General features: G+C 49.4%; 13 protein-coding genes and 4 tRNA genes. 8 read left to right on the top strand and 9 right to left on the bottom strand.

Annotated features, from left to right (window positions below):
- Positions 1–87 precede the first annotated feature (87 nt).
- The 8 genes from LC084_RS11295 (at position 88) to luxS (ending at position 4,334) form a co-directional block, all read left to right on the top strand.
- Positions 88–180 (top strand) — tRNA-Ser (locus LC084_RS11295).
- Positions 181–184: 4 nt separating this feature from the next.
- Positions 185–261: transfer RNA gene (locus LC084_RS11290), tRNA-Arg, on the top strand.
- Between the two features lie 179 nt (positions 262–440).
- A tRNA-Arg gene (locus LC084_RS11285) sits at positions 441–517 on the top strand.
- A 38-nt stretch (positions 518–555) separates the two neighbouring features.
- Positions 556–632: transfer RNA gene (locus LC084_RS11280), tRNA-Arg, on the top strand.
- A gap of 272 nt (positions 633–904) precedes the next feature.
- Positions 905–1,471, top strand: coding sequence for a fructose-1-phosphate/6-phosphogluconate phosphatase (gene yqaB / locus LC084_RS11275; protein ID WP_226571333.1), 567 nt, complete (start codon positions 905–907; stop codon positions 1,469–1,471).
- Positions 1,468–1,899 (top strand): YqaA family protein, encoded by a 432-nt coding sequence (locus LC084_RS11270; RefSeq protein ID WP_226571332.1) that lies wholly within the window; start codon positions 1,468–1,470, stop codon positions 1,897–1,899. The genes yqaB and LC084_RS11270 overlap by 4 nt, the downstream gene beginning before the upstream one ends.
- A gap of 191 nt (positions 1,900–2,090) precedes the next feature.
- The gene (gene gshA / locus LC084_RS11265) at positions 2,091–3,665 is read left to right on the top strand and encodes a glutamate--cysteine ligase (protein ID WP_226571331.1); all 1,575 of its coding nucleotides are present in this window, start codon (positions 2,091–2,093) and stop codon (positions 3,663–3,665) included.
- Positions 3,666–3,818: 153 nt separating this feature from the next.
- Positions 3,819–4,334 (top strand): S-ribosylhomocysteine lyase, encoded by a 516-nt coding sequence (gene luxS, locus LC084_RS11260; RefSeq protein ID WP_226571330.1) that lies wholly within the window; start codon positions 3,819–3,821, stop codon positions 4,332–4,334.
- Positions 4,335–4,550: 216 nt separating this feature from the next.
- Here the strand turns inward: luxS and emrB are convergent, their stop codons facing one another.
- The 9 genes from emrB to proV form a co-directional block, all read right to left on the bottom strand.
- Positions 4,551–6,086, bottom strand: a complete 1,536-nt coding sequence (emrB, locus tag LC084_RS11255; RefSeq protein WP_226571329.1) for a multidrug efflux MFS transporter permease subunit EmrB — start codon at positions 6,084–6,086, stop codon at positions 4,551–4,553.
- Positions 6,087–6,100: 14 nt separating this feature from the next.
- The gene (gene emrA / locus LC084_RS11250; protein WP_226571328.1) at positions 6,101–7,276 is read right to left on the bottom strand and encodes a multidrug efflux MFS transporter periplasmic adaptor subunit EmrA; all 1,176 of its coding nucleotides are present in this window, start codon (positions 7,274–7,276) and stop codon (positions 6,101–6,103) included.
- 135 nt (positions 7,277–7,411) lie between these two features.
- Positions 7,412–7,942: a transcriptional repressor MprA gene (mprA, locus tag LC084_RS11245; RefSeq protein ID WP_036103847.1), complete on the bottom strand. Its 531-nt coding sequence runs from the start codon at positions 7,940–7,942 to the stop codon at positions 7,412–7,414.
- A gap of 87 nt (positions 7,943–8,029) precedes the next feature.
- A complete protein-coding gene (ygaH, locus tag LC084_RS11240) occupies positions 8,030–8,365 on the bottom strand; it encodes an L-valine transporter subunit YgaH (RefSeq protein ID WP_226571327.1) in 336 nt (111 codons plus the stop codon).
- Positions 8,355–9,095 carry an AzlC family ABC transporter permease gene (locus LC084_RS11235; protein ID WP_226571326.1) on the bottom strand — a complete coding sequence of 247 codons (741 nt, stop codon included), beginning with the start codon at positions 9,093–9,095 and terminating at the stop codon, positions 8,355–8,357. Before LC084_RS11235 ends, ygaH begins: the two co-directional genes overlap by 11 nt.
- A 117-nt stretch (positions 9,096–9,212) precedes the next feature.
- Positions 9,213–10,427 (bottom strand): MFS transporter, encoded by a 1,215-nt coding sequence (locus LC084_RS11230; RefSeq protein ID WP_226571325.1) that lies wholly within the window; start codon positions 10,425–10,427, stop codon positions 9,213–9,215.
- Positions 10,428–10,586: 159 nt separating this feature from the next.
- Positions 10,587–11,582 (bottom strand): glycine betaine/L-proline ABC transporter substrate-binding protein ProX, encoded by a 996-nt coding sequence (proX, locus tag LC084_RS11225; protein WP_110024490.1) that lies wholly within the window; start codon positions 11,580–11,582, stop codon positions 10,587–10,589.
- 137 nt (positions 11,583–11,719) lie between these two features.
- The gene (proW, locus tag LC084_RS11220; RefSeq protein ID WP_226571324.1) at positions 11,720–12,799 is read right to left on the bottom strand and encodes a glycine betaine/L-proline ABC transporter permease ProW; all 1,080 of its coding nucleotides are present in this window, start codon (positions 12,797–12,799) and stop codon (positions 11,720–11,722) included.
- Positions 12,792–13,994: a glycine betaine/L-proline ABC transporter ATP-binding protein ProV gene (gene proV, locus LC084_RS11215; protein ID WP_226571323.1), complete on the bottom strand. Its 1,203-nt coding sequence runs from the start codon at positions 13,992–13,994 to the stop codon at positions 12,792–12,794. Before proV ends, proW begins: the two co-directional genes overlap by 8 nt.
- Between the last annotated feature and the right edge of the window lie 446 nt (positions 13,995–14,440).

Raw genomic sequence — 14,440 nt, 5'->3', positions numbered from 1 at the left:
ACTTATAAGTCTCAGAAAGTAATATGTGCGCCACGCAACGCCGATGAGCAGAAACAAGTTCTTCGGGGTTCCTCGCAAGAGGCGTGTGGTGAGATGGCCGAGAGGCTGAAGGCGCTCCCCTGCTAAGGGAGTATGCGGTCAAAAGCTGCATCGAGGGTTCGAATCCCTCTCTCACCGCCATTTTGCATCCGTAGCTCAGCTGGATAGAGTACTCGGCTACGAACCGAGCGGTCGGAGGTTCGAATCCTCCCGGATGCACCATCTCTTGTTTACTCACCAATAGCGGGTAGTAAACGCACTACACCAGTGTAGTGGTCGTGGGGTTACCATCGTTAACTCAATGGTAAGAAAGGTAATGCAGTGCAGGGCCTTTCAGAATGCGTTATGTCCTTTGTTGCTTTAGCAGTAATAAAGGTTGGCAGTAAAGTAGTTATTCCGATGCATCCGTAGCTCAGCTGGATAGAGTACTCGGCTACGAACCGAGCGGTCGGAGGTTCGAATCCTCCCGGATGCACCATTTCTACTTTTATGCACCAGTTTTATGTTATACCCGATGCATCCGTAGCTCAGCTGGATAGAGTACTCGGCTACGAACCGAGCGGTCGGAGGTTCGAATCCTCCCGGATGCACCATCTTCTTTCCTTCCTGAATATCCTATTACCTCCAAAAATTATTCACCGTTTTAAACTCATCGGTTTCTGCTTGCCTGCTTTATTTCTATGCTATATCCCTTATGCTTCCCAGATGCGCTTTGCTGCTTTGGCCACTGTTTATATAAAACAGAATTCCCTTTTTATTAAAAAGGTTAATGCGGCAGGTAAATGCGGCTAATACACCTTTGGCAGCGACAAATATTACCAGGTGCGCTAAAGTAGCCTCTCTTTTCATCTTGCCGGAGGTTTCGATGTATACACAGTATGATGGCCTGATATTTGATATGGATGGCACCATTCTGGATACAGAGCCCACGCATCGTAAAGCCTGGCGTACCGTACTGGCTCGCTATGATATGCAGCTGGATGACCAGGCCATTATTGCCCTGAATGGCGCACCTACCTGGCAAATCGCCGAGGCGATTATCAACTGGAATAATGGCTCGCTTTCCCCTCATGCGCTGGCAGATGAAAAAACGGCACTGGTCAAAACAATGTTGCTGGACAGCGTGACACCATTACCTTTAATTGATGTGGTAAAAGCCTGGTACGGCAAAAAGCCGATGGCTGTGGGGACAGGTAGTGAAAGCCGGGTGGCCGAGTTGCTGTTAAATCATCTGGGGTTGCGCCAGTATTTTGATGCAGTAGTAACCGCTGATGACGTCGAGCATCATAAACCAGCACCCGACACTTTTTTACGCTGTGCAGAATTAATGGGCGTGTCGGCAGGTAAATGCATCGTATTCGAAGATGCCGATTTTGGCATTGAAGCAGCGCAACGCGCAGGAATGGCCGTTGTGGATGTTCGCACACTGTGAGTGACTGGTTACCTGTTCTCTCTTTATTTACCAGTAGCTTTCTGAGTGCAACATTGCTACCAGGAAGCTCGGAAGCTGTCCTGGCAGGGTTATTACTTGCCGGAAAAAGTTCCCCCTGGTTATTAGTCATAACCGCATCAATCGGCAATAGCCTTGGCGGTCTGACAAACGTTATTCTAGGGCGCCTGTTTCCTTTACGGAAAACCAGCCATCGGCATGACAGAGCCTTACAGTGGTTAAATCGTTTTGGCCCCGTTACGCTACTATTGAGTTGGTTGCCGTTGATTGGGGATTTGCTGTGTTTGATGGCCGGATGGCTACGTATGTCCTGGGGGCCTGTAGTTCTCTGGTTGTGCCTGGGTAAGGCACTGCGTTATGTATTTATCATGCTGGTAACAGTACAAGGGATGGCATGGTGGCAAGGGTAAACCAGCCGGTTGGTAATTGTTGTTGATGTGCGAAAGGGAAGGGTGTGGTGTTAGTGCACACAAAAACAGTGTGGCCTACCTGTTAACTTTCGCTTCCGGCAAACAGGATTACTACCTGCCAGGAGTGACCTTTATTCGTCAACCATTACAATTATGCTTAACAGAAGAATTTTGACAGGCGGGAGGTCAAGTTGATCCCTGACGTATCACAGGCATTAGCCTGGCTTGAACAACATCCACAAGCGGTTGAGGGTATTCGCCGTGGGCTGGAACGTGAAACACTGCGCGTTGCACCTGATGGCTCACTTGCCACAACAGGGCATCCGGAACGTCTTGGTGCTGCGCTGACACATAAATGGATTACCACGGACTTTGCTGAAGCCCTGCTGGAGTTTATTACCCCAGTAGACCGTGACATTGACCATATGCTGCTCTTTATGCGGGATTTACACCGTCATACTGCTAACAACATTGGTGATGAACGGATGTGGCCGTTGAGTATGCCGTGTTTTATTGAAAATGGGCAGGAGATTGAACTGGCACAGTATGGCAGTTCTAATATTGGCCGTTTCAAAACACTCTACCGTGAAGGGCTGAAAAACCGTTACGGTGCATTGATGCAAACTATTTCGGGGGTGCATTATAACTTTTCGCTGCCGTTGTCTTTCTGGCAAGCGAGGGCTGGCATTTCCGATGACGTGAGTGGCAAAGATGCCATTTCAGAAGGCTATTTCCGCCTGATTCGTAATTACTACCGTTTCGGCTGGGTCATTCCTTATCTGTTTGGGGCATCACCGGCGATTTGCTCTTCGTTCCTGCAAGGAAAACCGAGCGCATTGCCTTTTGAGCAGACAGAAAATGGCTTGTATTACCTGCCATATGGTACATCGCTACGTCTGAGCGACCTGGGGTATACCAATAAATCCCAGAGCCAGCTGAATATCACTTACAACCACCTTTCAAGCTATGTTGAGAACCTGAAACAGGCTATCCATACTCCTTCACTGGAATACAGCGAATTGGGGCTGCAAAAGAATGGTCAGTGGTTACAGCTGAATACCAATATTTTGCAGATTGAAAATGAGCTGTATGCCCCGATTCGGCCCAAGCGTGTTACCCGGCCGGGTGAATCGCCTTCAGATGCGCTGTTGCGCGGTGGTGTGGAGTATATTGAGGTACGTTCGCTCGATATTAACCCCTTCTCGCCCATTGGTGTGGATGAAAACCAGGTACGTTTCCTCGACTTGTTTATGATTTGGTGTGTGCTTGCTGATGCGCCAGAAATGAACAAGGATGAATTGGCATGCACCCGTAAAAACTGGAACAAGGTTATTATCGAAGGGCGCAAACCGGGCCTGATGCTGGATATGTTTGACATGCTGGAAACGGGCTGCCAGGCAACACAGCACTCGCTGAAAGAATTAGGTATGGCGTTGTTCGCTGATTTGCGCCGTGTGGCTCAAACCCTGGATAACATGGCGGGCACTCCGGATTATCAGAATGTTTGCGATCAGTTGGTTGCCAGCTTTGAGAACCCAGATTTAACCTATTCAGCGCGTATTTTACGATCTATGATCGATAATGGTATTGGTGGTACAGGTAAAGCGCTGGCTGCTCATTACCGCGAGTTATTAATGAAGGAACCGCTGGAGATTCTCACTCAGGCTGATTTTGACCGTGAACGTGATGCGTCTGTAACGCGCCAGAAAGTGCTGGAAGAAAGCGATAGCGAAACATTTGAGGCTCTGCTTGCTCGTCAGGCGTGAACCAAAAGAAAAGGCCACATTACTGTGGCCAAATAATTCATCTCTAAGGACAGGGATGATGATAACAAATGCGCGTCTTTCATATACTCAGACTCGCCCCGGAATTAATAGTTCAGTTTATTTTTAAAAAAATCACTTATCGGAGGTGATCAGATGCCATTGTTGGATAGCTTCACAGTTGACCATACCCGTATGGGCGCACCAGCGGTACGTGTAGCGAAAACGATGCATACGCCGCATGGCGATACTATTACCGTATTCGACTTGCGTTTTTGTATCCCGAATCAGGAAGTTATGCCAGAACGTGGCATTCATACTCTTGAACACTTGTTTGCTGGCTTTATGCGTAATCACCTCAATGGTGATGGCGTAGAAATCATTGATATTTCCCCGATGGGCTGCCGTACCGGGTTTTATATGAGCCTGATTGGCCAGCCTGGCGAACAGCGCGTTGCTGATGCCTGGAAAGCGGCGATGAATGATGTGTTGAAAGTTCAGGATCAATCTCAGATCCCAGAACTGAACGTTTACCAGTGTGGTACCTGGGAAATGCATTCTCTGTCTGAGGCTCAGGATATTGCCCGCCATATTATTGAACGTGGTGTAGGGGTAAACAGCAACCAGGAACTGGCGCTGCCTAAAGAGACGCTGAAAGAACTGCATATCTGACAGCCATCAGTTCTGGTGAACTGAATCAGTTTGTTATCAGTCAGAAGAGAGGCCCGTGAGCCTCTCTTTTTTATGGGCGGCAGGTGGGATTCTGGCAAAAAATATTTTGCAGCTGGTGCTGCTTGCTTTGCACTGTACTGCACAGGGAATGGTGCAATAAAAAAGCGCGAGCTTAACAACACTCGCGCTTACGTTTTAATACCTTACTGTGGGGCGTCAGTGCGCACCACCTCCACCACCGCCAGAACTGAACGGTGGTTTGGCAAACCACACAAGGCTCAGCAGGACAATAAACACGGCAGCTGAAATCCAGAAGATCTCATTGGCAGAGATAATCAGCCCCTGGTTAGTGATTTGCTGGGCAATATAACCAGAAGCTTGTTGGTGAGACATGCCCATGCCTTCTAACTGGTTGTACATCTGTTGCGCGTTTGGGTTATACGGCGTAACAGATTCTGTCAGATGTGCATGGTGCAGTGATTCCCGGTTGGTCCACATCGTTGTCGTGATAGACGTCCCTATAGAACCTGCCAGAGTACGCGTAAAGTTAGACAAGCTGGATGCGGCGGCCAGGCGCTCCGGCGGCAGGCCGGAAAGCGTAATGGTCGTTAGCGGCATAAAGAAGCAGGCAACAGCAAACCCTTGAATAAACTGTGGCCATGCAGAAGCGCCAAAATCCATGCCTGGTTCAAATGTCCACGCCCGCCAGTAGAAACACACCGCGTACATAATAAAACTGAAGGTGACCAGGCGGCGCATATCCAGCTTATGGGCAAAACGTCCAATAATGGGCGACAGTATGACCGGAATAACCCCGACCGGTGCCGATGCCAAACCAGCCCAGGTTGCTGTGTAGCCATAGACTTCTTGCAATAACTGCGGCAGCAACACAATTGCGCCGAAATAAAGCATGTAAGCGAGGCTGATACACAGACAGCCAATGGTAAAGTTTCTCGATTTAAACAACGACAAATCCACAATGGGGTGGTCGTCGGTAAGCTCCCATACCACCAGAAAACTGAGTGCAACAACGGAGACAATCGTCAGAATGATAATTTCTTTCGAATTGAACCAGTCGAGCTCTTTCCCCTGGTCAAGCATAACTTGCAGGCAGCCAATACCTAATACCAGGAGTGCCAGCCCAATGGCGTCTATTCGCCGTTGCTCGGTCCGTGTTTCCCGCCCTCGCAGGGTTTGCAGTGTCATCAAAACCACGATAACGCCGATAGGAACGTTGATAAAGAAGATCCAACCCCAATGGTAGTTATCGCTGATCCAGCCACCCAGAATAGGGCCGCAAATCGGCGCAACGATTACTGTCATTGACCACAGCGCAAGTGCAATACTCCGCTTGGCCGGGGGGTAGTTGCTCAGTAGCAAGCTTTGCGATAACGGAATCAACGGGCCTGCAACCACACCTTGTATGACGCGGAAAAAAATCAGCATCGACAGGCTATTGGACATCCCGCACGCCCAGGAGGCAACGGCAAAAGCCGCCGTGGACCACAGGAATAATTTTACCTCACCAACCCGTTTGGCAAGCCAACCAGTAATGGGGATGGAGATAGCATTCGCTACCCCAAATGAGGTAATTACCCAGGTGCCCTGGCTCAGCGAAGAGCCAAGGTTACCTGCTATGGTGGGAATGGCGACGTTTGCAATTGTCGAGTCCAGCACCTGCATGAAAGTCGCCAGAGCCAGCGCAATGGTCATGACAACCAGTTGTGGGCCCTCAAGCGGTTTTTGTGGCATACACCCTCCGCTGCTTACCCTTCGTTGGCCCGGATAATATCGTTGATAGTCTTATTAACTGGCGCCAGAGAAATCTTCCGCGCATTACTTTCATAGGCTGGGGTTTTGCGTACTTCGCTTGCCAGCACTTTACCGCCATTATCACTGGTATCCACAGTGACCAGTGTAGACAGGCCGATACGCAGTGGATGTTGTTCCAGTTGCTTCTCATCAAGCTCAATACGTACAGGCAGGCGTTGAACCACTTTGATCCAGTTACCGGTGGCGTTTTGTGCTGGCAGCAGTGAGAAAGCGCTCCCGGTGCCCATATCGAGGCCAACCACTTTACCGGTGTATTTCACGTCATCGCCATAGATATCGCTGACAACGGTAGCAGGCTGGCCAATGCGCATGTGCGCCAGTTGGGTTTCTTTGAAGTTAGCATCAACCCACATATGGTGAGCCGGTACAATCGCCATCAGAGCACTGGAGGCACTGATTTGTGCGCCAACCTGAACTGCTCGGCGGGAAACATAACCTGTTACCGGGCTGACAACGTTGGTACGTTGCAGAGCAAGCCATGCATCACGCACAGCTGCGGCGGCTTGTTTTACACTTGGCTGGTCTTCAATTTTATCGCCCAGCAACATTGCTTTATTTGCGTTGTACTGTTGAACAGCAACATCAAGCTGAGCTTGCGCACTGGCGACAGCATCTTTCGCGTGTTGCAGTTCTTCTTTACCAATCAGGTTATCGGTTCCTAATGGTACACGGCGTTTTAAATCATTCTGCGCTTTAGTTAACGCGGTTTTTTGCAGAGCAATATTTGCTTCGTATTGCTTGCTGTTGATCATCAATTGATGAACTGAGCGCACACTGGAAGCCAGTGCAGTTTTCGCTTTATCGAAAGCCAGTTGTGCATCTGTTGGATCAAGAGTGACCAGCGTATCGCCTTGTTTAACAAAGTCGGTGTCATCAACCCATACTTTTGTCACGCTCCCGGAAACCTGAGACATAATCTGTACCTGGTTTCCCGCAACATAGGCATCGTCGGTATCTTCATAATGGCGTAGTACCAGGAACCAATAGATTCCGTAACCTACCGCAATAACAACAAAAAGAGTTGTGAGGAAAAGTAATGCGTTCTTTCGCTTACCTTTCTTTTTGTTAGCGTGCTGCTGCGGTGCCTGATTTTCCGCATTTGCGCTCATACTATTCTCCACCATCTTATTATTTTCTTAGGTTTGGTCGGCATGACCCTGTTTTTATCAGACAGGCCAGTTGGTTAATCAACTGGCCTGAGGTTGAATCTGTCTGGTTGTGGCTTGCAATTCGACGCGGGGGAGTTACCGTACCGCTTCAAGCACGGTTTCATCGGCTTCCATCTGGTCAAGACGCAGGAGCAATTTACGCGTGATTGTTTCGAGCTGAGATTTTTCTTGTTCATCCAGTGATGACCAGAGCATGTGCAGACAACTGTGCTGTGGTGGCAATACTTCATCAAGAAAGTCTTTACCTTTTTCGGTTAACTGCAAGTGCAGGCAGCGCCTGTCGTTGTCGCTCTCACGGCGTTCAATCCAACCACGTTTTTCCAGTTCATCAGCAATACGGGTGGCATTGGTTCGGGAAGAACCCAGTGCACAGCTTAGTTCAGAAGGCTGGATACTGTGGTTTTCTTGCGACTCAAGCGTGATCAACGCCATAAACAGGGTTTCATTGATACCCTGAGCTTTCAGCATTTTATTACGGTTTTCCAGCAACTTACCCTGCATGTGCATACACAAGCGGGTCAGTAAGATTTCCTGGTACGGAAAGGTTTTTTGGCGGCTGGCACGAAACTTAAGCATTTGTTCTATGGGCGTGAACGAACTATCCATTAGATTAACCTCATTAGTTGCAGCCGATATAGTAACTATAGTGATAAATAAAGTAAATGGATTATTCGTGCGCTTAAGGTTTGCTAACTAGCCGCCACTCATGAGTTTCAGCACCAGGCCAAAGCTCAATGCACTGAGTAATGTGGGGATAATGATGGTGCGTAACTGGTAGAAACTGGCAATCAATACCCCGAAACCAATAGCAATTGGTAACGCATGTTCGTGATGCTGAATTAAATCTGGCGCAGTAGAGACAACCAGTAAGGCACAAATAGAAGCGATACCAATACTGTCGAGTAAAATAGTGGCTGCACTGCGCCGGTTCTGTGGGTTGTTCCCCCGGTTAAGGCGCAGAGGCAAGTAGCGGAACAGATAGTTGACACAACCAACGAACAGCCCGAGAACAAAGACATCAATGCTCATCACTGGCCTCCTGGTAAAATGCCTGAATCAACGCGGCTGTACAGCCACAGACTATCCCGCAGAGAATCGCCGCTGGAATCGAAAAAAGCGTAATCCCCATTACGGCACCAGCCAGCGCAGCAGCGACACACCAGGATTGTTTGCGTTGAAATGAGGCCAGCAGAAAACTTAAAAATAACGCTGGCAACATAAAACTCAGTGAAGCCTCCACAACAGGCCAGTGATCAAGCAGGCCATTGCCTGACCAGGCTCCAGCCAGCGTGCCTAATACCCAGGAACACCAGGATGTCAGGGCAATGGCTATCATCCAGGATTCACTCCAGCGGCGGTTGTCACGCACCAGTTTGGCGGTGGCTGCTGCAAAGACTTCATCGGTTAGCCCAAATGCCCATATTGCGGTGCGCGAGCCTGTTAGCCTGGTGCGAATGCGGCTTTGCAGTGAAGGGCCATAAAGGATATGGCGAACATCCATCGCCATCACAGTTAAAGCCGCCACCCACAGGGCGCTGCCGGCAGATAACATGGCTGTTATCACGAACTGGCTGGCTCCTGCATACACAATACAAGAAAAAAAAGTGGCCTCGAGGGGAGTAAATCCCAGTTTGGTGGCGTTCAGCCCAAAAGCAAAGGCGACAGGCAGGTAGCTGATAACAATCGGCAGGCTGTCTTTACATCCTTCAGCCCAGGTGGCCGTCGTTGTGGGTTCTGTTAAGCAGGAAGGTTCTGTCATTTTTATATCTGCAATTATTTTAATACCAGCCAGAGCATTTCATTGTGGTTATGTGTAGTGCGATATATACAGGTTACCGGGATGTAAGTGGGTATTCACTTACATCCCGGTAGTGTATCAATGTGATGTCTCACTGACTGGCTCCTGGCGATGGTACCCCAACGCCCAAACAACCAGACTCAAAGAGCCAGTGCCAGCACCTGCCAGGCAAACACCCAGCCAACCTGCGTGTTGGTAAGCACTCGCAGAAACCAGTGAGCCAAATGCACCACCAATAAAATAAGTGGTCATATACCCGGCTGTCAGCCGGTTACGCGCTTGCGGGTATAAACGGTAAATTACACTCTGGTTGGTAATGTGTACACCCTGGACTGTCAGGTCGAGCAACACAATTCCTGCCATCAAAGGGATAACCGAAAATTTCCCCATAAAAATGGCGCTCCAGGCTACAACCAGTAACACTAAGGCCCCCGTGGTTGTCAGGTGTGATTTGCCTTTATCCGCCAGGCCCCCTGCCGGGCGGGCACCGAGTGCTCCTGCCGCGCCAGCCAGCCCAAATAAGCCAATAACACCTTCGGAAAATGAAAAGGGTGGGGCCGAGAGTAAGAACGCCATTGAGGTCCATAGCATACTGAATTGAGCAAAGATCAATCCGCCAATTAGCGCTCGGGTACGTAACACTCGGCTGTGAAAATAGAGCGAGAAAATCGAAGCCAGTAATTGGGGGTAATTCAGGCTATTTTCCTGTTTTACGGTTGGCAGCATACGCCAGAGTGCCAATGCCATAGCAATCATCAGGCCACTTGCCAGCCACCATACAGTACGCCAGCCACCAAGGGTCGCCAGTGCTCCGGCAACGGTACGAGCCAGTAAAATTCCCAATAATAGCCCGCTCATGATGGTGCCGACTGTTCGCCCGCGTTTTTCTGGCGCAGCAAGTGTTGCCGCGAGAGGAACCAGTATTTGGGCCACAACAGAAAATAACCCGGTTAACGCGGTGCCAATCAACATCACGCTAAGTGAATGGCTGCTGGCGGTGATTATCATGCCGCAGGCAGCCAGTAGCGTCATACTGACAATCAATCTGCGTCGTTCAAACATATCGCCTAATGGAACAATCAACAGCAACCCGGCGGCATAACCCATTTGCGCCGTCGTCACAATAAATCCGGCCTGATTGACGGATAGCGAAAACGCCCGGGCAATTGTCTCCAGCAGTGGCTGAGCATAATAATTACTGGCAACAGCTAACCCAGTGGCTACCGCCATCAGGAGTGTAAGCGCGGGCGTCAAAGGGCTGGTGTTGGCTGAGGCGTTATTTTGTTGAGTCATGGCCAGTGTAATTCGTTAATTGCAGTGAGAATCACAGATAATAACGAAGATTGATGGAGGAAAAACAATTTGCCCCGGTTATCGGGTAGCAGAACGTGCGGTTTGTGGTGCGGGAGAAAAAAGAACCTCCCGTGAAGGGAGGTTCTGAGTGGCGGTGTTTTACTTCGCTGCAGCCAGTGAGGCTTTGATCCAGCCATCGAATTCAGACTGGTGTGCTTTGATCCAGCCATCAACATGGCCATTAATATCCGCTTCAGAAGCGTGGCCTGCGTGCATCATGGCATTCTCAGCATTGATATCTGCAATAGGCAGTTTCATCAGAGCAAACAGTTTAGCCGCTGCCGGGTTTTTCTCGGCCCAGGCCTTGTTGGCAACAATGTACATGTTGTTGACCGGGAAGCCATAGTTCGCACCGTTGGCAAGTTTGGTATCAACACCTTTCTGTGCGCCTGGCAGCGAAGAGAACGGAACCTGTAACCAGACCACGTCTTTGCCTGGTACCAGAACATCACTTACCCAGTAAGGCGTCCAGGTGTAGTAAAGGATAGGTTTGCCTTCTTTATAACGGGTAATGGTGTCCGCAATCATGGCGGCGTAGTTACCCTGGTTATGCACCACGGTATTGCTTAAATCATAAGCTTTGAGCTGGTGGTTAATTACCGCTTCGCAGCCCCAGCCTGGCGTACAACCGGTCAAGTCTGCTTTACCATCGCCATTACTGTCGAACAGTTTCGCAAGCTTCGGATCCTTCAACTGCGCAATATTGGTAATGTGGTATTTCTCAGCGGTTTTTTTGTCGATAAGGTAACCCTGAGCGGCGCCTGTTACATAAGTGCCCTCGCGGTAGAATTTTTTATCGCCACCTGCTGCGTTATACATGTCATCGTGCAGGGGTTTCCAGTTAACAGCCATAAACGTGGCATCGCCATTGGCAATAGAGGTATAACCCACGTTGTAATCAACCTCGCTGGGTTTATCGACGGTGTAGCCCAGTTTCTCCAGCGCGCGGCTTACTAATAGTGTCTGGAAGCTTTCTTCAGAGATAGTGCTTTGAACCGGTTTGACCGTAATGCCTTTACCCGGTAGATCCGCCGCAAAGGTGCTGGTGGAAACGAGTGTGGCAAAGGCTGTGGCTAAAAGAACAGAATGTCGCATCGTTATTCCTTTTTTATCATGAGAGACCGAAAACCGATAAAGTGGTTTATTCGATGATGTGTTGTGCCTGGATGATGTCGCGACTCCAGGTGCTGGTGCAGTCTCAGGCAGCCGGAACTGCCTGGACTTGTTGAGCGTTACTTCTTGATGAAAGGGCGGGCCAGCAGGCCTACCGGGCCAGTGGTGTACCAGCGGCGATTACCCCGGCTGCGTGCATCACGGCCAACAGACTGAGTTAAGCGGTCAAGAATAATGGCGAGAATGACAATACCTACGCCACCAACTGTTGCCAGGCCCATGTCCAGGCGGCCAATACCGCGCAGTACCATTTGACCCAGACCACCCACAGCAATCATTGATGCAATGACCACCATCGACAGTGCCAACATCAGTGTCTGGTTCACACCCGCCATAATCGTGGGCATAGCCAGCGGCAGCTGCACTTTAAACAGCATCTGACGTGGGCTGGAACCAAAGGAACGGGCAGCCTCAATCAAGTCAGCCGGTACCTGGTTAATCCCTAAAATAGTCAGGCGCACAATCGGTGGTAGTGCAAAGATAATGGTGACGACAACACCAGGGACGTTACCGATACCAAACAACATAACGATAGGCACCAGGTAAACAAACGCCGGAGTGGTCTGCATGGCATCCAGTATTGGCCGGACAATTTTCGCAGCACTTTTGCTACGCGCCAGCCATATCCCCATTGGCAGGCCTATCACCACACAGAACAATAATGCGGTGAGCACCAGTGCAAGTGTGACCATAGCCTGTGACCAGGCACCGATGGCACCGATGACAACCAGCGAGACCAGTGTGGCGATCCCCATGCCCAGGTTAGACATCTGCCAGGCGATTAAGGCGAAAATCAGGATTGCCACTGGTGCCGGCATACCTGTCAGCAAGTGCTGGAAGGCACTCAAAATGTAATCAATAGGAACACGAATGCCCTGGAATACCGGGCGGAAGTGAAATACCACCCAGTCAATGGCATGAGTGACCCAGCTATCAAGCGGGATCAGCGTCTTATGGAACGGATCCATAAAGTTAAAGTGTTCGGGTTTGGGGGCCGGTGCGCTGTTTAACCAATCGGCTGCGCCGCTGGAACTACCAGATGAAGCGGGTGAACCCCAGGCATCAGCTGAAGATGCTGCATTACTTGCTGCATCTGTTGTTGCGCCACTGGCATCCCATGGATTTGCTGCGTTACTCATTCGTTGCTCCCTCCCGGTCTAAGGCTTTCAGCAGTGTCCCTTTAGAGATAATGCCGAGATAGTGTTGGTTGTCGTCGATAACAGGAATCGCACAAGGTGCAAGGCCCACGGTGGAGAGCAGCTCATTAAGCGGCGTTTCTCCTGAAACAGATGTGGGTGATTCCAGTAAGGCGGCATCCAGCCCCTGGCCTTCAGACAGCGCTTTTTTCAGAGAGTCAATCGAGACGATACCGACAAATTTTTGCCCACGCTCAATCACGTAGCCATATTCACGGTCTTCATCCTGTAACAGTTTAATTGCCGAACGTGGCCCAAAACCGGGCGTTTTACGAATTAGCCCAACGGGTGAACGGCGTGCAATATCTTTGGCACTGAACACATGGCTGATGTCCACACCACGGAAGAAGGTGCGCACATAATCATTTGCCGGGTTATTCAGGATCTCATCAGGTGTACCTACCTGCACGACTTCGCCGTTTTGCATAATGGCAATACGGTCGCCTATGCGCATCGCTTCATCGAGGTCATGGGAGATAAACACAACTGTACGTTGATGTTTGGCCTGAAGCTTAACCAGCTCATCCTGCATTTCGGTACGAATCAATGGGTCGAGCGCAGAGAACGCTTCATCCATCAACAGAATATCTGGGTTAATTGCCAGTGCACGGGCCAGACCAACGCGCTGACGCATACCACCGGATAATTCATCCGGGTAGCTGTGCGCGTAGTTTTCAAGCCCAACCTGGCGAAGTGCATCAAGCGCTTTTTCTTCGCGCTCAGCAACTGGTGTGCCCGACAGCTCCATACCAAAAGCGGTATTTTCCAGTACGTTCATGTGCGGCATCAACGCGAAGGACTGAAAGACCATTGCAATCTTCTTTCTGCGCACCTCACGCAATTCTGCGTCTGAAACCTGGGCAATGTCAGTGCCATCGATCAATACCTGACCACGAGTGGGTTCAATCAGACGATTGAGAAGGCGGACTAATGTGGATTTACCCGAACCGGATAAGCCCATAACAACAAATATTTCGCCTTCTTCAATGGCCAGACTGGCATCTTTAACGCCCAGGGAGAGACCGGTTTTGGCAAGAATTTCTTCTTTTGATAAACCGCGCTCTATATATTTGAAAGCTCTATTGGGATGCTCACCAAATATTTTATAAAGGTTCTTAACTTCTAATTTAATTGCCATGCAATAATGGTTTTCCTGTTATTGTTTAAAAGCTATAAGTGTCCTGGTGGAAATATTAGTTGCCTATACCCTAACATACTCAGAATTTGAGACAACCCTTAACTCTCATATGGAAGTGTGATCTATAACTGAATATTTTTCCACAAACCCCATGATATAAGGGCTGAGAGAGCTGGGATGCAAGGGACAATTTTCTGTAAAATATATGAAGTCAGTATATACAATGTTCAGGTTTTAAGCAGATATTGCTGGAGAACTGTATGATTCAGTACGGAAAATGAGATGGCTGTATCAATGACTTATTCCGCTGTGTAATACAGTTGTAATGGTAAATAACTGTTAGCCAGTATGTATAATAATTTTCCCCACAGGCGGTTAACACGCTCAACGAAAAGTGTGCCGCCATGCCAGCCGTGAACGTGAACAGGTAATGCCATATACGTTTG

Origin of the sequence: Mangrovibacter yixingensis (genome assembly GCF_020523985.1) — a bacterium.
Lineage (GTDB): Bacteria > Pseudomonadota > Gammaproteobacteria > Enterobacterales > Enterobacteriaceae > Mangrovibacter > Mangrovibacter yixingensis.
The sequence above is the reverse complement of the archived record's forward strand: the minus strand, read 5'-3'. Positions and strand labels throughout refer to the sequence as shown.

What these genes read in the sequence shown, in the direction of transcription:
- ygaH (WP_226571327.1), bottom strand. Translation starts at nt 8,365, where the DNA reads ATGAGCATTGATGTCTTTGTTCTCGGGCTGTTCGTTGGTTGTGTCAAC.
- proX (WP_110024490.1), bottom strand. Translation starts at nt 11,582, where the DNA reads ATGCGACATTCTGTTCTTTTAGCCACAGCCTTTGCCACACTCGTTTCC.
- LC084_RS11230 (WP_226571325.1), bottom strand. Translation starts at nt 10,427, where the DNA reads ATGACTCAACAAAATAACGCCTCAGCCAACACCAGCCCTTTGACGCCC.
- emrB (WP_226571329.1), bottom strand. Translation starts at nt 6,086, where the DNA reads ATGCCACAAAAACCGCTTGAGGGCCCACAACTGGTTGTCATGACCATT.
- proV (WP_226571323.1), bottom strand. Translation starts at nt 13,994, where the DNA reads ATGGCAATTAAATTAGAAGTTAAGAACCTTTATAAAATATTTGGTGAG.
- luxS (WP_226571330.1), top strand. Translation starts at nt 3,819, where the DNA reads ATGCCATTGTTGGATAGCTTCACAGTTGACCATACCCGTATGGGCGCA.
- yqaB (WP_226571333.1), top strand. Translation starts at nt 905, where the DNA reads ATGTATACACAGTATGATGGCCTGATATTTGATATGGATGGCACCATT.
- mprA (WP_036103847.1), bottom strand. Translation starts at nt 7,942, where the DNA reads ATGGATAGTTCGTTCACGCCCATAGAACAAATGCTTAAGTTTCGTGCC.
- proW (WP_226571324.1), bottom strand. Translation starts at nt 12,799, where the DNA reads ATGAGTAACGCAGCAAATCCATGGGATGCCAGTGGCGCAACAACAGAT.
- LC084_RS11235 (WP_226571326.1), bottom strand. Translation starts at nt 9,095, where the DNA reads ATGACAGAACCTTCCTGCTTAACAGAACCCACAACGACGGCCACCTGG.
- emrA (WP_226571328.1), bottom strand. Translation starts at nt 7,276, where the DNA reads ATGAGCGCAAATGCGGAAAATCAGGCACCGCAGCAGCACGCTAACAAA.